Source organism: Polynucleobacter sp. MWH-UH24A (genome assembly GCF_018687475.1).
Taxonomy (GTDB): domain Bacteria; phylum Pseudomonadota; class Gammaproteobacteria; order Burkholderiales; family Burkholderiaceae; genus Polynucleobacter.
Genome location: NZ_CP061292.1, coordinates 1,237,663 through 1,255,055 on the forward strand (window position 1 = coordinate 1,237,663; position 17,393 = coordinate 1,255,055).

A 17,393-nucleotide genomic window follows, 5' to 3' on the forward strand; every position below is an offset into this window, starting at 1 on the left:
GAAGAAGTAGAAGTGCGCTTAATTGGTTCATCATGGAAATAATATACCGCATTTACTCGGACTTAGCTGAGACTGTGGTTTCTCCACCAATCCGACGACCCATCGCCCGCTCCCACATCCACAATACATAGCCAGACAGGGAATACACCACAAAGAGGCCAAACAGAGTTAGTGGTGGATTTGAAGAAATCAAGACAAAACCCAAGATCAAAAGAACCATAACCCAGAAAGGCACACGGTAACGAATATCCAAGGCCTTACCGCTGTAGAAACGGGCATTCGAAACCATGGTTAGTCCTGCATAAATCGTAATGAAAAAGGTGACTAATGGAATTGCCGAATCCTTCACGGGTATCTTGTTATCGTCTGCCAACCAAATGAAACCAGCCAAGAGCGCTGCGGCCGCAGGGCTTGGCAAACCCTGGAAAAACTTTTTATCAACCACGCCAATATTGGCATTAAAGCGGGCTAGACGAAGTGCGGCGCCAGCACAGTAGGTAAATGCTGCTAACCAGCCCCACTTGCCCAGATCTTTTAAAACCCACTCATAGGCCACCAACGCTGGGGCCACCCCAAATGAGACCATGTCTGCCAAAGAATCGTATTGCTCACCAAACGCACTTTGCGTATTGGTCATTCGCGCAATTCGGCCATCCATGCCATCAAGAACCAGTGAAGCAAAGACCGCAATCGCTGCGATCTCAAAACGATGGTTCATGGCGTTCACAATGGCAAAGAACCCACAAAATAATGCCGCCGTGGTGAATAAATTCGGTAATAAGTAAATCCCTTTGTTCCGAGGCCTTGGTGGATCTTCGATCAGATCATCCTCGTGCGACTCATCGGCCGAGCTCCAGTCCTCACGCCGTGTATTTTTACTCCGCAGAAAGCGGGGGCGGCCCATTCGGAACTTACGACGCGAAGTCATGTTGCTAATCTAATCCTGGTAAGCGAGCTAACGCAGTATTGGTAGCAAAAACTTTTTCACCGACGCTAACCAAGGGCTCAGCATCTAAAGGCAAATACACATCGACCCGGGAACCAAAGCGAATAAAGCCATAACGCTCCCCGCGCTTCACACGATCATTAATGTGGATGTAGCACAAAATACGACGAGCAATTAAACCGGCGATTTGCACAAGGGTGATGGTCTTGCCATTGGCATCGATCACGACCGCATTGCGCTCATTTTCGGTAGAGGCTTTATCAATACTGGCGTTAAAGAACTTGCCTGGAAAATAGGTAACTTGCTTAATCAGTCCATTCACCGCAGACCGATTGGAGTGCACATTAAAGACATTCATGAACACGCTAATCTTTAAGGCTTCCCGATTGGCATAGGGATCATGGGCTTTCTCAACCACCACAATGCGCCCATCCGCTGGCGATAAAACAAGATCCTTACCAAGGGGCGCGATTCGTTGTGGATCACGAAAGAATTGCAGCGTGAAGGTGAAGAATAGCCAGAGCGGCCAAGACCAGAAAAAACCGGCATAGCGATGGACCACAAAAGCCAGAACCCCAATCACAACTAAATAGAGCCAGCCCTCTTTGGCAATGATGGGGTGTGGATACATCATCGGATGATTACCTTCTGAGCTTAGTTCTTCGATTGGTCAACGAGTTTGTTTTTCGCAATCCAAGGCATCATGGCGCGCAATTTCGCACCCACAACTTCAATCTCATGATCAGCGGTCAAACGGCGACGTGAAATCAGGGTGGGTGCACCAGCGCGATTTTCAAGGATGAAGCTCTTGGCATACTCACCCGTCTGAATATCGTGCAAGGCTTTACGCATCGCATTCTTGGTGTCCTCGGTCACAATCCTTGGACCAGTGACGTACTCACCATACTCGGCATTGTTTGAAATCGAGTAGTTCATGTTGGCGATACCGCCTTCATAAATGAGGTCCACAATTAACTTCAACTCATGCAGGCACTCAAAATAGGCCATCTCCGGGGCATAACCGGCTTCAACCAAGGTCTCATATCCGGCTTTAATTAACTCCACAGTACCGCCGCATAAGACAGCTTGCTCACCAAACAAATCGGTTTCGGTCTCTTCTCGGAAATTGGTCTCAATCACGCCAGCACGGCCACCGCCATTCGCAGTTGCATAAGAGAGGGCTAAATCACGTGCTGAGCCCGACTTGTCTTGATAGACCGCGATCAAATGGGGTACGCCACCGCCTTGGGTGTATGTGCTACGAACGGTATGGCCAGGTGCCTTCGGAGCAATCATGATGACATCCAAATCGGCGCGAGGAATCACTTGACCATAATGCACATTAAAACCGTGGGCAAACGCTAAGGCGGCGCCTTGTTTGATGTTGGCATGTACTTCGTTCTTGTAGACTTCGGCAATTTGCTCATCGGGCAACAGCATCATCACAACGTCTGCGTCTTTCACTGCCTCAGCAACTTCTTTGACTTGTAAACCGGCATTGGCTGCTTTTTTCCACGATGCGCCATCTTTACGCAAACCCACGGTGACCTTCACGCCAGAGTCATTCAAGTTTTGCGCGTGGGCATGACCCTGTGAGCCATAACCAATAATGGTGACTTTTTTACCTTTGATCAGGGACAGATCGGCGTCCTTGTCATAAAAAACTTTCATACGATTTCCTTAAATTAAATAAAGAGTGATTAAAACTAAACTTTCAGAATACGTTCACCGCGCCCAATTCCCGAACCGCCAGAACGGACTGTTTCAAGAATGGATGCGCGATCAATTGCGCTAATGAATGCATCTAACTTACTACTCACACCAGTGAGCTCAATCGTGTAACTTTTATCAGTCACATCGATAATGCGTCCGCGGAATATATCCGTGGTGCGCTTTAATTCCTCGCGCTCCTTACCAACCGCCCGCACTTTGATCATCATCAGTTCGCGCTCGATGTGTGGGCCTTCCGTTAAATCAAATACTTTCACCACCTCAACCAAGCGATTGAGGTGCTTGGTAATTTGTTCAATCACATCATCTGAGCCAATCGTGACCAAGGTCATGCGGGATAGGGATGGGTCTTCAGTCGGTGCGACGCTAAGAGTCTCAATGTTGTAACCGCGAGCCGAGAATAAGCCAACGACTCGCGAGAGCGCTCCCGGCTCGTTCTCGAGCAAAACAGAAATAATGTGACGCATTAGAGATCCTCACTTCCAAGCAGCATCTCACTAATGCCCTTACCTGCTTGTACCATGGGCCAGACGTTTTCCTGCGGATCAATCTGGAAATCCATAAACACAGTGCGATCCTTTAATTTGAGAGCCTCTTTGAGTGCGGGCTCAACATCTGCTTTGGTCTCAATGCGCATCCCCACATGACCATAGGCTTCAGCCAACTTCACAAAATCGGGCAATGAATCCATGTAGGAACTGGAATAGCGCTTACTGTAGGTTAATTCTTGCCATTGACGCACCATGCCTAAATATCGATTGTTTAAGGAAACAATCTTGATCGGCGTGTTGTACTGAGTCAGCGTTGAAAGTTCTTGAATACACATTTGGATCGAACCCTCTCCGGTGATGGTAACGACCTCCTGATCTGGGAATGCTTTTTTAATGCCCATGGCATAAGGCAAACCAACGCCCATGGTGCCTAAGCCACCCGAGTTAATCCAGCGCCGTGGTTCATTGAACTTGTAGAACTGGGCTGCCCACATCTGATGTTGGCCAACGTCTGAGCACACAAAGGCATCGCCCTTGGTCAGCTCCCACAGTTTTTCAACGACGTATTGAGGCTTGACGATTTGGGAATCACGATCGTACTTCAAGCAATCGCGCTTCTTCCATTCATTAATCTGATCCCACCAGGCTTTCACCTTCGCTTGATTCTTACGCGCCGGTGCCGCTCTTAATTGAGCACTCATATCAACCAAAATCTCTTTGAGATCACCCACAATCGGAACGTCTACCTTGACGCGCTTTGAAATCACCGATGGGTCAATATCAATATGAACAATTTTGCGAGGATGACTTGCGAAGTGTGCAGGGTTACCGATCACGCGGTCATCAAAACGGGCACCAATTGCAATCAATACATCGCAGTGCTGCATCGCCATATTGGCTTCATAGGTGCCGTGCATTCCAAGCATGCCCACAAACTGCTGATGCGTCCCCGGGAATCCACCCAAGCCCATCAGAGTATTGGTCACTGGATAACCTAAAAGCTCAGCAAACTCTTTGAGTTCCTTGGCGGCTTCGGCCATGATGATGCCGCCACCGGTATAAATATAGGGGCGCTCAGCCTCTTGTAATAGGGATACTGCTTTACGAATCTGTCCACTATGCCCCTTGATCACCGGGTTGTATGAACGCATGCTCAGACTATCGGGATAGACAAAGGGCCCTTTAGTTGCCGAAACATCCTTTGGAATATCGACCAATACAGGTCCAGGACGGCCGGTGCGAGCAATATGAAAGGCTTTTTTAAGGGTCACCGCAAGATCGTTCACATCCTTGACCAAGAAATTATGTTTTACGATCGGACGGGTGATACCTACCGTATCAGCCTCTTGGAAGGCATCCTCACCAATGGCATAGGTTGGCACGTTACCGGTAATGATGACCATCGGAATGGAATCGGTGTAAGCGGTTGCAATACCAGTGACGGCATTTGTGACCCCAGGACCGGAAGTAACGAGAGCAACACCGACTTTGCCAGTGGCGCGCGCGTAACCATCGGCCGCATGAACCGCAGCTTGTTCATGGCGAACTAAAATGTGTTCAAACTTATCTTGCTTGAAGATCTCGTCATAAATAAAGAGAACCGCACCACCGGGATAGCCCCAGACATACTCGACTCCCTCAGCATGCAAGGCATGCACCAACATCTCAGCACCAATCATTTCGGGGGCAGGTTGTTTTGCAGGGCTTGTGGAATCAGATTGAGGACCGGTTGCGTCCTGACCACCTTTGGTGGCTAAAAACTCAGCATTACTCGTATTCATTGTCATTTTCCTTTGCAATTTTCGGCAAAAAATTGTTTAGGCTGTTCTGTCCCTTACTTATGGTCCGGGTTCGAACGGCACAGCCGCAAAGAAAAAAGACTGCCACTTCTTGGATGGTTTCTTTGCGGTAAGCCTTCCATTGTAAAGCAATAGCCTAGAATGAGTGGGTTTAGACTGTATTTTGGGTCCATTCATCGCAAGCAAACCACAAAAACAACGATCATTTATTCGTAGTAATTCACATGGCATCCGCCCAAGAACTCGATCAATTTCTAGCTGGCGTTGAGAAAAAAGCCTTCAAACAGGCCGTCTATGCGGTTCGGGATGAGGCGGCCGCTCTCGATGTTGTTCAGGATGCGATGATTAGCTTGGCCCAAAAATATGGTGATCGGCCCGCCGGAGAGTTCCCGTTGATTTTCACCCGAATTCTGCAAAATCGGATTCATGACTGGTTTCGACGTCAAAAGGTCCGTTCGACCTATGAGACCCCCTTCTCCGCTCTGGGGGCTGGCATGGATGGGGAGGAGGATTTTGACCCCCTTGAACTGATTGAGATTCGGGAAGAAGGCCAAATGCCCTCGGATGCCTCTACAGCGCTGGCTAAGCGTCAGCTTTTGGCCACTCTGGAACAAGAAATATCAAAATTGCCACATCGTCAACGGGAAGCCTTCCTCATGCGTTATTGGGATGAGCTTAGTACGTCCGAAACGGCCCTCGCCATGGGATGCAGCGAGGGAAGTGTGAAAACCCATTGCTCCCGAGCCGCCCACACTTTGGCAGCTGCTTTAAAGGCCAAGGGGATTGTGTTGTGATGAAAGATACGAATCAGAAACAATTTGCGAGTTCAGTGGAGGAGCGTTTTGCAAAACGCGTCACCAGCCTACTCAATACCAGTAGCCACGAACTTAGTGGCGATACCCAAGATCGCCTTCGCGAAGCACGCTTGCTTGCCGTCAATCGGGCAAAGCCTGAGCTGGTCTTTGTACATTCCGTACAAACTGCACATCCTGGTAATAAAAACTTTTCTTGGGAGAAGCCACTTTGGTCGCTGAGCAGTTGGCTAATTCCAATTGCCATCGTGGTATTTGGTCTGATTGCGATTGCAGAATGGCAAGAAGATCAGCGCATTAAAGACATCGCCAATGTGGATATTGCCCTGTTGACGGATGACGTGCCTCCCGATGCATTTGTCGATAACGGTTTCATGGCGTATCTAAAACTTAAAACCAGTGCCAAGCCTCAAGAAGCCACTCCGTCAGAGGATGAAAAAATCTAGTGAGAACCGCTCGCATCACGTTTCGTGTTGCCTCCCTGCTTATTGGCTTGGTGCTAATTTATCCGGCATATGCTCAGAATTCCACCACGGTTAATCCTGCGGAAGCTAAAACCGAAATCAAGAAAGCAACAAATCTTGACTGGCAATACCTGAGCCCTCTTCAGCAAGCAGTGCTTGCTTCTCTCGAGTCCGACTGGAGCAGTTTTACAAACGCAAGTAAGACCAAATGGCTGAAGGTGGCCAATCGCTACCCAACCATGTCGAGTGCTGAACAAGAACGCTTGCAGTCACGAATGGCTGCATGGGCCAAACTTCCGCAAAAAGATCGGCGCCTAGCCCGTGATAACTATCTTTCGAGTTTGCAATTCCCTCCGGAGCAAAAAGCAGCTGCTTGGCAAGCCTATCAACAGCTTTCGGAGGAAGAAAAACAGAAACTAGCTCAACAAGAGCAAAGTCGTAAAAAGACGGGTGCCGTAACATCACCTGCCATACAAACACGGCAACCCCTCAATTCATCGAACGCCTCATCGTCTAGCGCCACAATCAAATAAACTGTGGGGATGAACCCCGCCGAGATAAATGCTTTGCCAACCCCTCGATTTTGGCGACGCGTATTTTGTAACCTCTACGAACAACTGCTCCTCGTTGGAGTTCTAGCGCTTGCCTTTATGGTTCCCAATTTATTAATTGGGGTTCTATTTGGTATTGCCATTCCCAGTTGGCTCAGTTTTTTCTACTTGTATGGTGTGTTGGGGTTTTACTTTGTCTGGTACTGGCGACGCAATGGACAAACTTTGGCCATGCAAACCTGGCGTATGCAAATTGTGGCTGAGGATGGTGGGCTGCTTGCCAAAAATCAGGCACTTTGGCGTTACGTCTACGGCTCGCTATGGATTGTGCCCTGCCTCATTGTTCACGCAATCCATCCACTACGAGGATGGCAAATCATTGGTTTATTGTTTTCAGTTTCTCTTTTCCTTTGGCCGCTTACCACCTATTTGGATCGCAAGCATCGCCAGGGCATACCAGATCGGATGGCACAAACTAAATTGGTTCAGTTACCACCAAAATCGAAGGTCACAGCAACTTCGGTTTCTAAGACTGACTAGACTTCGCGCAAGCACTCCATCGTGCTTGCCGTCTGAATCTTTTGCTGCAAGCGAAATCCGGCAAGCAAACTCACGCATACCCCTAGAACAATACCAAGTCCAATCGCGGTACCAAAGGAGTAGAACTCAATTTCCAATACGTATCGACCCAAAGCCCACGTGGTCGCACTGGCAGCCAAGCCGCCCAATAGGCCTGACAAAAATCCAATGGTGGTGAGCTCAATGACAACGAGTTGCGCCAGGGTTCGCTTCGAAGCACCCACCGCCTTGAGCAGAGCCGCATCCCGGAAACGATCGTCTTGCGTGGAGCCAATGGCGGCAAAGAGTACCAAAATCGCGGCACACAAAGTAAAGACCAATAACAGACCCAAAGCACTCGCCAGACGATTTAACACCTCCTGAATTTGACGAATCGAGTTCTCAATATCAACAATTGTTAAATTCGGATAGGTTTGAGCCAACTTGAGATCCAAATTTTCGCGTTCTTTGGGCTGGTGGTACGAAGTAATCCAAGATTTTGGGAAATCATCCAAGGCCTTCGGAGGAAAGATCACAAAGAAATTAACCTGCATGGAGCCCCAATCAAGTTTGCGCATCGAGGTAATGGGTGCAGTAATTTTCTGACCCGCAATATCAAAGCTCATTTGATCGCCCATGCGAAGATTGAGGGTCTTCGCAATACCACTCTCAATCGAGATTTGTGGAGTGACCGAATTACCAAACCATTGACCGGCAACTAACTGATTGTCGCTTGGTAATTGATTGGTGTACGAGAGATTGAATTCACGATCGACTAGGCGGCGGGCATTATCGGTTTGGTAATTGTCAGGCATCACCTCTTGCTCATTAATATGCGTGAGTCGCCCCCGAACCATTGGATAAAGCTGAGCCTCAGTAATGCCTCCGGCAATTAACATACGCTGCACTTCTGCTTTCTGATCATTTTGGATATTGATCAAAAACCGATTCGGGGCGTTATCAGGCACATTGGCTTGCCAACTTTGCAATAAGTCTTGGCGCAACAAAAAGATCAGTAGGAGCGCCATGATGGCTAACGCCAAAGAGCTCACCTGAATCATGGCAAAAGCAGCGCGGCGCGATTGTGTGCTGATCGCAAAGCGGGTCACAAAGCCGATCCTCGCAAGGTAACTTGATTGACTAAAGCGCTCAAGACCCCACAAGCCAAGCCAAGCGAGCCCCGCAAAGAGTAATGCGCCAAGCCCAAATGAACCAGTCGCCCAAACCAGCAACTTCAGATCACGGGTTGCCCAAAATACCAATACCAAACAACTAATGAATCCAAATAATGCAATCGATTTAGCAGCCAGTGGTACCTTGCCAAACTCTCGGCGCACTAAACGCAATGGGGAGATCTGACTTAAGGTTAAGATCGGTGGTCCTGCAAAACCAAAGAGCAGTAAAAGCGCAAACACCACGCTCCAAACCACGGGCCATACCGAGGGCAATGGCAGACGAGTCTGAATAAGCCCACCCAAGAGTTGCATCAACAGCTCTTGAGCAAACCAGCCAATGAATCCCCCAAGAATAGTTGCTACCACACCAATCATCGTGAGGATATACAGTTGTTTGCGAAGAATTTGCGCCTGACTCGCACCAAAGCATTTCCACACTGCGCAGCTATCGGCTTGCTTAAGAACATAGCGCCTGGCAGCAAGGGCAATTGCTAAGGCGCAGATTAAGGCAGTCATTAAAGCCACAAGCGATAAGAAGCGTTCTGCACGCTCTAAGGTTTTTCGCATGACCGGCTGAGCATTCTCTAGGGACTCAATGCGAATACCGCGTAATTTTTGTTGCTCAATATGATTGAGAGCCCAATCTTGGTAGCCCCGAATTTGAGGATCGGTTCCAGATAGCAGTAGGCGATAGGTCACTCGACTACCAAAGCCAATCAACCCTGTACTTGCTAAATCATCAATACCAATCATGGCTCGGGGTGCAAAGTTCATAAAGGCTGCACCACGATCGAGTTCCCGCACAATGACTGCATCAATCCGAAATTGACGATCGCCAATGCTCAGTGAATCGCCTAACTTTGCACGCAAGGAAATTAATACGGCGGGGTCGACCCAAACCGTATTTTTGGGAGGCATTCCGGTGACCTCTTCAATCGATCGTTCATCGACCCTACCGTCATGCACTTGACGACTAATTTGCAATTGCCCCCTGAGGGGATAGAGGGCACTTACGGCCTTTAATGAACTTAATTTACTTTCCCCACCATGGCTTACCATGCTGGGGAACACCACTGTCTGGGCAATATTTAATTTCTGAGACTTTGCCGCCTCAATCAATGCAGGTGCAATGGGCTGATCTGCAGCGATCAATAAATCGGCAGCCAGCAGCATACGGCCATCGATTTCAAAGCTGCGTTGAAGACGATCGGCTAAAAAGCTGACGCTGGAGAGCGCAGCTACGGAAAGCACAAGGGCAATAAAGAGCCAAAAGAGCTCCTTAGCGCGAAGCTCTTTTAGGAGCATCTGCATATTAATTAAATACTGGGAACCTGACCACCATCCACCCGAATTACAGAGCCAGTGATGTAAGAAGCATTTTGACTTGCTAGGAATGCCGCGGTATCGCCATACTCCTTTGGATCACCATAACGACCTGCAGGAATGGTTTTCAAACTTGCGCTTACAACGGCGTCGTAGGTGATGTTCTCCCGCTTCGCACGCGCCTCATCGAGTTGGCGTAAGCGATCAGTTGCCACTCGACCCGGCATGATGACATTTACGGTTACCCCATCGGCTGCCACCTCCGCAGCCAAGGTTTTGGACCAACCGAGTAATGCAGCTCTTAAGGTGTTTGAAATCGCTAGATTACGAATCGGTACGATTGCTCCGGAAGTGGTACTGGTAATAATGCGGCCCCAACGACGCTCACGCATCCCTGGCAAGACCCGATCGGTAATTTTCATGAGGGAGAGCACCATCTCCTGGAAGCTTTTTTGCCACAACTGCGGATCTTGACCACTCGCTGATGTTGGTGGCGGTCCACCAGTGTTATTAATCAAGATATCGACTGGTCCCAACTGGTTTTCAATCGTCTGTACATGACCATCAATTGCATTGAGATCCGCGAGATCCCAATTTAAGGCGAGCGCCTTGCCGCCAACCGACTCAATCATTTTGACGGTCTGTGCGAGACCTTCGGCATTTCGACCGGTCACCGCAACCTGGACGCCCTCCCGCGCCAAAGAATGTGCCATCGCCTGACCTAAGCCTCGGCTTGATGCCAGCACTAATGCAGTCTTTCCCTTAATTCCTAAATCCATCGTGCACTCCCTTATTCGTTGTTTTACTTATTAGTTGACTTCGGCTGAGTCAATGGCTTTGGCAGTTTCTTTGTGCCAGCATCTAAATCCACTTCATAACGCTGCAAGATGGTGGCGAACGCTTGCTGTAAGCCATTGGCTAACGTACCTGGACGATTATCCTTTAAAGGCACGCGCTGTGTGTAACGGTTACTCATTAAGATCGGATTTTGAGTACCGGTTGATAAAACGGTTAGATAAAAATGGATGCTAACCACGGCTTCAGGCTGGCCTCGATAATCCCCATACAGTTCAGTAACATTCACTTGAAGTGCGTAATACGGAAAGAAGGTGTTACTTTGGTTCACTGCCGCCTTAAAGATATTGGCTTCGCTAATCCATTGGCGCGTCGCATTACTCACCATCTCAGCAGGAGTGGAAATATACCCGTTATAGAAATCCTTCTCATAGCGCTGATCGCCCAAGCGATAAACCATGGATTTACTATCGAATGGTCCGTCAACGGATACGGGACCAACCTTCAACCAAAAATCTGTGTTTGGCTTACGAGGCTCTCCAGTTCGTTTTGGATCAATCAACCAAGTGCTTATGTCCAGATTGGGTCGGGTAGGCGCACAGCCAACTAATGTAGCAATGGCTGCAAACAGGACCAATACCCGGGTAACGTGACGCAGTGAAAAGCTCATGGTTGGGCTCCAGTTTGTGGCAAGGTAATGCGTGGTGGGGGCTCTCCCCAAACCATGCTACTCGGATATCGACTAGCCACTTTTGCAAAATCATTTAACTGATCGGTAATTTGTTTGAGATTATCGATCGAGCTAATCGTATCGCCTTGCATGCTCGATAAGGTTTGACGAAGAATCACTGTGGTCGCAATCACTTCACGCATCAAGAGCTCAAGCTCTGTCTTATTAGCTACCTCATCGATCCTGCCAAGCAATACATTGAGTCGTTCAACCGATTTAGCAATACCAGTATTGTCGTTACCATCACCACCAATAATAGTGTTGAGATTGGTTAGGAGCACATCAAATTTCTTCTGGGTTTCTGCTAAATTCATTTCACCCAAGTTATCCAATACTTTACGGACTCCCGAAAAAAAGATGTCGGTTTGGCTGGGCAAGGCATCAATCACCAAATACTGTGGCTTCCAGTTATATGGAAGAGTTTTGTAATTACCCATATCGCGAACATAATCGAGTTCAACATAATTCACGCCCGTAATGCCTTGGCTTTTAACGCGAGCACGCAAGTCCTTGGGTAATTTTTTAGTTGGGCCTAATAATTTTTCCTCATCGCCATCAATCAACATCCGTACCACCACATACTCTTTGCGCTCGGGGAAGGGTTCATTTGACTCATACAAACTTCCCGATAAACCAATAAAAGTAACTTGCCCTACTTTCACTCCCCGAAAGCGTACCGGGGCACCCACATCCAATCCTGTAATTGATTGCTCAATATAGGTTTCTACCATGATTGTTTTCTTAAAGAGTTGACCCGTTCCAAATATCAAAATCAACGCAAGAATGGCAGCAAAGCCGGCAAATACGAATAATCCCAAGCGAAAGTAATTTGGATTCGATTGACTCATGCTACTTCCTTCGACATAACGCGATTAAAAAATTGATGAACTTTGGGATCCGTACTCGTATCTCGCAAGACCCTCGGGTCTCCTTGCGCAATAATACGTTTAGTATCTTTATCCAACATAATTACCCGATCCGCGATCGCATAAATACTAGCCAACTCGTGTGACACGATTACAAACGTAATGCCTAAGTTCTTTGCTAAATCAAGGATGGTCTGATCTAAATCGGCTGATGTAATTGGATCAAGTCCGGCAGAAGGCTCATCCAGAAACAGAATCTTCGGGTCTAAGGCCATGGCGCGCGCAATGGCTGCACGCTTTTGCATCCCCCCGCTAATCTCATTGGGCATGTAGTTGGCATAAGGCAATAAGCCCACCAGATCCAATTTGCAACGCGCTAATAGATCCATCTCATCATCATCTAGCTCGGTGTACTCCTCCATAAAGAGTCGCACATTTTCAAGGAGTGTCATTGAACCAAATAATGCGCCCTGCTGATACATCACACCAAAATGCGTCATGATGTCTTGGCGTTGTTGGCCGATCGACTGGGTAATATTCATGCCCTCAATCCACACATCACCTGCTAGAGGTTGGTAAAGCCCAAATAGATTTTTAAGTAAACTTGATTTACCGCAACCCGAGCCACCGAGAATAATAAATACCTCACCATCAGCGACCGAGAAATTGAGATTTTGCAACAGCACTTTGTTGCCATAACCCACAGTCAGATTTTTGACCTCAATTGGATTCATTAGAAACCCGTCCGATACGAGACGTAAGCAAAAATTCCATCGACTACCGTAATCATCACAATACTACTCACTACTGCTCGCGTTGTAGAGATCCCGACCGCTGCGGCACCAGTACCCGTTTGCATCCCTCGCAAACAACCCACACTAGCAACCACCACGCCAAATAAAGTAGCCTTAGTTAATCCCGAAAAAATGTCTTCTAGCACCACAGTATTGAGAACACCTTCATAAAAATTAACCAAGGGTACACCGTAGATCAGCATCGTGAGCGAAGATGAAAAAACGCTCACTAGATCGGCATAAATGGTTAAGATCGGCGCCACCACCAAACCTGCTAAGACTCGGGGCAGAACCAAAAAGCGAATGGGGTTTAATCCAGCCGTCACCAAAGCATCGACTTCGCTATTAACAGTCATCGTACCGATCTCAGCGGCAAATGCAGCGGAGGATCGACCCGCTAAAAGGATGGCAGTAATCAAAGGTCCTAGCTCTCGAAAGATCCCCAAGGAAACGAGTGGCCCAACAAAGGTGATCGCTCCAAACTTTTCCATGCCAATGGCTGATTGAAACGACAAGATCACACCAATTAGAAAAGCAACTAATCCGACGATTGGCATCGCAGCAAGACCGGCTTGCACAGCAACGCTTGCAAAATCTTGCCAACGGACCTTCAGGGGGTTACGTGCGGCCCAAATCAGTTCGCTTGCGACCTGGCCAGTGAAAAAGATAATGCCCCGAATATCATTCCAAAGTAAGCTCGCTGCCTTGCCAGCCTTAACGAATATTCCGTCGTCTAAACCCTTTTCCTCTTTTGGGAATAATTTTTCAAAGGGCGTAAACCGCTTTAATTGATTTTGATGGGTGGCACTAAATCCTCGTAGCTCAATCGTTCCCCCATGCAGTGTTTGGGCATGCTGCAGATCGATTAAAAATGCCAGTCCGGCACCATCAATGTACTGAATTCCTGCCCCATCAATTTGCAAGGTTTTACTCGCGGAACCTTGTGTCAACCAGGCAATTTGATGATCGCGAACTTCTTGCCATGTATGTCCCAAGGTGTCGGCACTAATTTGTCCCGATAGAGTCACGCAAGCAGTCGCTCCCGATGCGCGCCAGTTTGCAACTGGGGCCGTTGAGGATGTGCGTTTGGGAGAAGCCATATTCTGACTATTAAAGCAAAGAATCGTGACTTATAAAAACTTGCCACTGGGGCAAATCAAGGAATATGGCGCGGCTGGCAGGATTCGAACCCACGACCCCTTGGTTCGTAGCCAAGTACTCTATCCAACTGAGCTACAGCCGCATCAGGCAGAATTATGCCATGGATACGAAGAACTACATCACACCGGCTGGGCATGAGGCACTAAAAACTGAGCTTTTGCATCTTTTGGACCACGAGCGTCCTGAAATTGTGCAAGTGGTCCATTGGGCCGCATCCAATGGAGATCGCTCAGAAAACGGCGATTACATTTACGGTAAGAAGCGTTTGCGCGAGATCGATCGACGGATTCGATTCCTCAACCAACGTTTGGAGAATGCAGTGGTGGTCAATAACCAAGAACGCATTGCAAATGGTGGTGATCCTGAGCAAATTTTTTTTGGGGCAACCGTTATCTATAGCGATGCCGAGGGAGCGGATACCCAAATCCGGATTGTTGGGGTCGATGAGGTCGATCTCGAAAAAGGCTATGTGAGTTGGATATCACCAATTGCGAAAGCCCTAATCAAAGCCAAAGTGGGCGACACCGTTCGCATCCAAACGCCTGCGGGTGTTAAGGAAATTGATATTTTGGATGTGCGCTACGAGGACTGCTAAGAACTAGACGCTTTTATTACGGATTACCCGGAACACGTCGGTATTGGCGCGCAAACCGCGTAACACTCGAGAGAGATGCAAACGATTTAATACTTGAATGGTAAAGCGCATCGTCACAGAGTCCTCTTTGTATTTATCATCCATTGAAACATTTAAGATGTTCGAATCAGCCGATGTAATCGAACTCGCAACGCGGGCGAGCACGCCCTTTCCTTGCTTAGTATCTACTGTAATAGCCACATCAAACTCTCGCTTAGTGTCTTTACTCCATTGCACACCAACCCATTTATCACTGTCTTTTGACAGCATGCGATGCGCCACCTTGCAATCTTGGGTGTGGATTTGCAATCCCTCTCCTTTACCCAGATAAGCCATGATGTCATCGCCAGGAATCGGATGACAACAGGTTTGAAAACTGACCGACATACCCTCACGACCATCCACGACCAGAGATTGCGTTTGCGTCTCATGATCCGAACCGCCCCAATCGTTCGAGCCAAGACGCATTTGCTCAGACCCGCCCTCTTCGCCAACTAGGATTTTTAAACGAGTCGCTAACTCAGCAGCAGTCCGTCGTCCCAAGACAATATTGACGCAAACCTCCTCGCGGGATTTATCGCCGGTCCAATGTAATAACTTTTCCCAAATCTCCGGGGTTAAGAGTCCTGCATCGACACCCTGATGTCGCAGCGCGCTCGCTAATAAACGTTCTCCCAATTGCAATGCTTCGGCATAGTGCTTGGTTTTCAATGAATGACGAATGGCGGCGCGAGCTTTGCCAGTGCGTACAAACTCCAACCACCCTGGGTTTGGCTGTGAAGATGTGGAGTTAATCACTTCCACAATGTCCCCATTCTTGAGTTCGGTACGCAGTGGCAATTGCAAATTATTAATCTTGACCGCAACGCAGGTGTTGCCAAGATCGCTATGGATGGAGTAGGCAAAGTCGAGGGCCGTTGCGCCCCGTGGCAAGGCACGGATTTGGCCTTTAGGAGTAAATACATAGACCGCATCGGGGAACAAATCGATCTTGACGTGCTCTAAAAATTCTTGTGAGTCACCGCTGTTATCTTGAATATCAACGAGCGACTGCAACCATTGGTGCGCGCGGTTTTGCACTTCACTGAGTTCCGGTGAGCCATCCTTATAAGCCCAGTGGGCCGCTACCCCAGACTCAGCCACGGCGTGCATGTCCGCGGTGCGCACCTGAAACTCGACCGGTACACCAGATGGACCCACTAAGGTGGTGTGTAAGGATTGATAGCCATTCAACTTAGGAATCGAGATGTAATCCTTAAACTTCCCGGGCATAGGTTTATAGATGGAATGCAAAATTCCAAGGGCTCGGTAGCACTCATCGATCGTACGGACGGTAACTCGGAAAGCGTAAACATCCAAGACTTGCGAGAAGCTCAAATGCTTACTGCGCATTTTGTGATAAATGCTAAAGAGGGTTTTCTCACGACCCTGCAAATCGACCTCAATCCCAGCCTTGGCAAATTGCATCCGCACCGCATCCAGAATCTTGTCAACCATCTCACGACGATTACCGCGCGCCTTCTTAACCGCTTTCTCAATCGCCCGAAAACGCATCGGCATGGAATGCTTAAAGCTAATATCTTGTAAATCACGGTAGATTAAGTTGAGCCCCAGACGGTGTGCAATCGGGGCGTAGATTTCCATCGTCTCTAATGCAACCCTGCGTCGTTTTTCAATGGGGACCGCATCAAGAGTGTGCATATTATGGGTTCGATCAGCCAACTTGACCAAGATGACGCGCACATCACGGGCCATTGCCATAAACATTTTCCGAAAACTCTCAGCTTGAGCCTCGGCATGACTCTGAAACTCTAATTTATCGAGTTTGGTTAAGCCCTCAACCAGCTCAGCCACTTTCGTACCAAATTGATTGATGAGATCGGTCTGAGTGCAGCCAGAATCCTCAATCACGTCGTGGAGCAAAGCGGCCATGATGCTCTGGGCATCTAAACGCCAAGTTGCGCACAGCTCGGCAACCGAGACCGGATGACTAATATAGGGTTCGCCGCTATGGCGGTACTGACCCAAGTGCGCGGCGTCTGCGAACTGAAACGCTTTCTTGATCTGGTTTATTTCCTCAGGCTTTAAATAATGAAGCTTGTCAGTTAAACCGGTAATTGATACAACTTGCTGCTTGGGGGGTAATGTGGGTTGTGAGGTGGGGCCAAAAAGATGGCGGCTCGACTGCTCCAACAAAGAAGCAATTACACTTTGGGCGGGGTTGGCGCTTGGTAAAGAAGCGCTTGTGCGCATCTGACTAGACGAGACTTCGTCTAGCGAACCCGTTGTGGTGACAGTTGACGCCACAGCGGGACCTCCGGCTTAGAGAGGTACTTTGGTCAACATATCCCGATCGGTTACCCCAACAGCAATCTCACGCAAAGCAACAACCGTTGCTTTATCTTTTGCGTCGACTCGGGCTGCATGTCCCTGAACTAATTGCCGGGCGCGGTAGGTGCCAGCTAGGACCAACTCAAAACGATTGGGAATGGTTTTTAGACAATCTTCTACAGTAATACGGGCCATTCTGAACTCACTTATTTAGATTAACCCCTATAGGATA

The 17,393-nt window shown here is 48.3% G+C and carries 18 protein-coding genes and 1 tRNA gene; 5 read left to right on the plus strand and 14 right to left on the minus strand.

Annotation, left to right across the window (positions count from 1 at the left end; translation table 11 throughout):
- Positions 1 to 52: 52 nt before the first annotated feature.
- The 5 genes from pssA to ICV32_RS06515 are packed head-to-tail and all read right to left on the minus strand — an operon-like array spanning position 53 to position 4,949.
- A complete protein-coding gene (pssA, locus tag ICV32_RS06495; RefSeq protein WP_371817050.1) occupies positions 53 to 928 on the minus strand; it encodes a CDP-diacylglycerol--serine O-phosphatidyltransferase in 876 nt (291 codons plus the stop codon).
- Positions 929 to 932: 4 nt separating this feature from the next.
- Positions 933 to 1,580, minus strand: coding sequence for a phosphatidylserine decarboxylase (locus ICV32_RS06500; protein WP_215369280.1), 648 nt, complete (start codon positions 1,578 to 1,580; stop codon positions 933 to 935).
- A 20-nt stretch (positions 1,581 to 1,600) separates the two neighbouring features.
- The gene (gene ilvC, locus ICV32_RS06505; RefSeq protein ID WP_215369283.1) at positions 1,601 to 2,617 is read right to left on the minus strand and encodes a ketol-acid reductoisomerase; all 1,017 of its coding nucleotides are present in this window, start codon (positions 2,615 to 2,617) and stop codon (positions 1,601 to 1,603) included.
- A 35-nt stretch (positions 2,618 to 2,652) separates the two neighbouring features.
- The gene (ilvN, locus tag ICV32_RS06510) at positions 2,653 to 3,144 is read right to left on the minus strand and encodes an acetolactate synthase small subunit (protein WP_108508744.1); all 492 of its coding nucleotides are present in this window, start codon (positions 3,142 to 3,144) and stop codon (positions 2,653 to 2,655) included.
- A complete protein-coding gene (locus ICV32_RS06515) occupies positions 3,144 to 4,949 on the minus strand; it encodes an acetolactate synthase 3 catalytic subunit (protein WP_215369286.1) in 1,806 nt (601 codons plus the stop codon). Before ICV32_RS06515 ends, ilvN begins: the two co-directional genes overlap by 1 nt.
- 242 nt (positions 4,950 to 5,191) lie before the next feature.
- Here ICV32_RS06515 and ICV32_RS06520 point away from each other — a divergent pair, with 242 nt between their 5' ends.
- The 4 genes from ICV32_RS06520 to ICV32_RS06535 are packed head-to-tail and all read left to right on the plus strand — an operon-like array spanning position 5,192 to position 7,334.
- The gene (locus ICV32_RS06520) at positions 5,192 to 5,761 is read left to right on the plus strand and encodes an RNA polymerase sigma factor (RefSeq protein WP_215369288.1); all 570 of its coding nucleotides are present in this window, start codon (positions 5,192 to 5,194) and stop codon (positions 5,759 to 5,761) included.
- Positions 5,761 to 6,225, plus strand: a complete 465-nt coding sequence (locus tag ICV32_RS06525; protein ID WP_215369291.1) for a DUF3619 family protein — start codon at positions 5,761 to 5,763, stop codon at positions 6,223 to 6,225. Before ICV32_RS06520 ends, ICV32_RS06525 begins: the two co-directional genes overlap by 1 nt.
- Entirely contained in the window at positions 6,225 to 6,776 is a 552-nt protein-coding gene (locus ICV32_RS06530) for a DUF3106 domain-containing protein (RefSeq protein ID WP_215369293.1), read from the plus strand. Before ICV32_RS06525 ends, ICV32_RS06530 begins: the two co-directional genes overlap by 1 nt.
- Positions 6,777 to 6,785: 9 nt before the next feature.
- Entirely contained in the window at positions 6,786 to 7,334 is a 549-nt protein-coding gene (locus ICV32_RS06535; protein WP_215369296.1) for an RDD family protein, read from the plus strand.
- Here the strand turns inward: ICV32_RS06535 and ICV32_RS06540 are convergent.
- The 7 genes from ICV32_RS06540 to ICV32_RS06570 form a co-directional block, all read right to left on the minus strand.
- Complete coding sequence (locus ICV32_RS06540) at positions 7,331 to 9,838, minus strand: ABC transporter permease (protein ID WP_215369303.1); 2,508 nt, start codon at positions 9,836 to 9,838, stop codon at positions 7,331 to 7,333. The genes ICV32_RS06535 and ICV32_RS06540 overlap by 4 nt on opposite strands.
- Before the next feature lie 5 nt (positions 9,839 to 9,843).
- Positions 9,844 to 10,629, minus strand: coding sequence for an SDR family oxidoreductase (locus ICV32_RS06545; protein WP_215369306.1), 786 nt, complete (start codon positions 10,627 to 10,629; stop codon positions 9,844 to 9,846).
- Between the two features lie 23 nt (positions 10,630 to 10,652).
- Positions 10,653 to 11,315 (minus strand): ABC-type transport auxiliary lipoprotein family protein, encoded by a 663-nt coding sequence (locus ICV32_RS06550; RefSeq protein WP_215369309.1) that lies wholly within the window; start codon positions 11,313 to 11,315, stop codon positions 10,653 to 10,655.
- Complete coding sequence (locus ICV32_RS06555) at positions 11,312 to 12,223, minus strand: MlaD family protein (protein ID WP_215369322.1); 912 nt, start codon at positions 12,221 to 12,223, stop codon at positions 11,312 to 11,314. Before ICV32_RS06555 ends, ICV32_RS06550 begins: the two co-directional genes overlap by 4 nt.
- Entirely contained in the window at positions 12,220 to 12,975 is a 756-nt protein-coding gene (locus tag ICV32_RS06560; RefSeq protein ID WP_215369325.1) for an ABC transporter ATP-binding protein, read from the minus strand. Before ICV32_RS06560 ends, ICV32_RS06555 begins: the two co-directional genes overlap by 4 nt.
- Entirely contained in the window at positions 12,975 to 14,135 is a 1,161-nt protein-coding gene (locus ICV32_RS06565) for an ABC transporter permease (protein ID WP_215369327.1), read from the minus strand. The genes ICV32_RS06560 and ICV32_RS06565 overlap by 1 nt, the downstream gene beginning before the upstream one ends.
- A gap of 66 nt (positions 14,136 to 14,201) precedes the next feature.
- A tRNA-Arg gene (locus ICV32_RS06570) sits at positions 14,202 to 14,278 on the minus strand.
- Positions 14,279 to 14,296: 18 nt separating this feature from the next.
- Here ICV32_RS06570 and greB point away from each other — a divergent pair.
- The gene (gene greB / locus ICV32_RS06575; RefSeq protein WP_215369330.1) at positions 14,297 to 14,791 is read left to right on the plus strand and encodes a transcription elongation factor GreB; all 495 of its coding nucleotides are present in this window, start codon (positions 14,297 to 14,299) and stop codon (positions 14,789 to 14,791) included.
- A 3-nt stretch (positions 14,792 to 14,794) separates the two neighbouring features.
- On the opposite strand, the gene ICV32_RS06580 is transcribed toward greB, so the two are convergent.
- Complete coding sequence (locus ICV32_RS06580; protein ID WP_215372629.1) at positions 14,795 to 17,083, minus strand: bifunctional (p)ppGpp synthetase/guanosine-3',5'-bis(diphosphate) 3'-pyrophosphohydrolase; 2,289 nt, start codon at positions 17,081 to 17,083, stop codon at positions 14,795 to 14,797.
- Between the two features lie 69 nt (positions 17,084 to 17,152).
- A complete protein-coding gene (gene rpoZ / locus ICV32_RS06585; RefSeq protein WP_108508758.1) occupies positions 17,153 to 17,356 on the minus strand; it encodes a DNA-directed RNA polymerase subunit omega in 204 nt (67 codons plus the stop codon).
- Positions 17,357 to 17,393: the final 37 nt, after the last annotated feature.

Excerpts from the sequence above, each read along its gene's own strand:
- pssA (WP_371817050.1), bottom strand. The coding sequence starts at position 928 with ATGACTTCGCGTCGTAAGTTCCGAATGGGCCGCCCCCGCTTTCTGCGG.
- ICV32_RS06500 (WP_215369280.1), bottom strand. The coding sequence starts at position 1,580 with ATGATGTATCCACACCCCATCATTGCCAAAGAGGGCTGGCTCTATTTA.
- ilvC (WP_215369283.1), bottom strand. The coding sequence starts at position 2,617 with ATGAAAGTTTTTTATGACAAGGACGCCGATCTGTCCCTGATCAAAGGT.
- ilvN (WP_108508744.1), bottom strand. The coding sequence starts at position 3,144 with ATGCGTCACATTATTTCTGTTTTGCTCGAGAACGAGCCGGGAGCGCTC.
- ICV32_RS06515 (WP_215369286.1), bottom strand. The coding sequence starts at position 4,949 with ATGAATACGAGTAATGCTGAGTTTTTAGCCACCAAAGGTGGTCAGGAC.
- ICV32_RS06520 (WP_215369288.1), top strand. The coding sequence starts at position 5,192 with ATGGCATCCGCCCAAGAACTCGATCAATTTCTAGCTGGCGTTGAGAAA.
- ICV32_RS06525 (WP_215369291.1), top strand. The coding sequence starts at position 5,761 with ATGAAAGATACGAATCAGAAACAATTTGCGAGTTCAGTGGAGGAGCGT.
- ICV32_RS06535 (WP_215369296.1), top strand. The coding sequence starts at position 6,786 with ATGAACCCCGCCGAGATAAATGCTTTGCCAACCCCTCGATTTTGGCGA.
- ICV32_RS06540 (WP_215369303.1), bottom strand. The coding sequence starts at position 9,838 with ATGCAGATGCTCCTAAAAGAGCTTCGCGCTAAGGAGCTCTTTTGGCTC.
- ICV32_RS06545 (WP_215369306.1), bottom strand. The coding sequence starts at position 10,629 with ATGGATTTAGGAATTAAGGGAAAGACTGCATTAGTGCTGGCATCAAGC.
- ICV32_RS06550 (WP_215369309.1), bottom strand. The coding sequence starts at position 11,315 with ATGAGCTTTTCACTGCGTCACGTTACCCGGGTATTGGTCCTGTTTGCA.
- ICV32_RS06555 (WP_215369322.1), bottom strand. The coding sequence starts at position 12,223 with ATGAGTCAATCGAATCCAAATTACTTTCGCTTGGGATTATTCGTATTT.
- ICV32_RS06560 (WP_215369325.1), bottom strand. The coding sequence starts at position 12,975 with ATGAATCCAATTGAGGTCAAAAATCTGACTGTGGGTTATGGCAACAAA.
- ICV32_RS06565 (WP_215369327.1), bottom strand. The coding sequence starts at position 14,135 with ATGGCTTCTCCCAAACGCACATCCTCAACGGCCCCAGTTGCAAACTGG.
- greB (WP_215369330.1), top strand. The coding sequence starts at position 14,297 with ATGGATACGAAGAACTACATCACACCGGCTGGGCATGAGGCACTAAAA.
- ICV32_RS06580 (WP_215372629.1), bottom strand. The coding sequence starts at position 17,083 with ATGCGCACAAGCGCTTCTTTACCAAGCGCCAACCCCGCCCAAAGTGTA.
- rpoZ (WP_108508758.1), bottom strand. The coding sequence starts at position 17,356 with ATGGCCCGTATTACTGTAGAAGATTGTCTAAAAACCATTCCCAATCGT.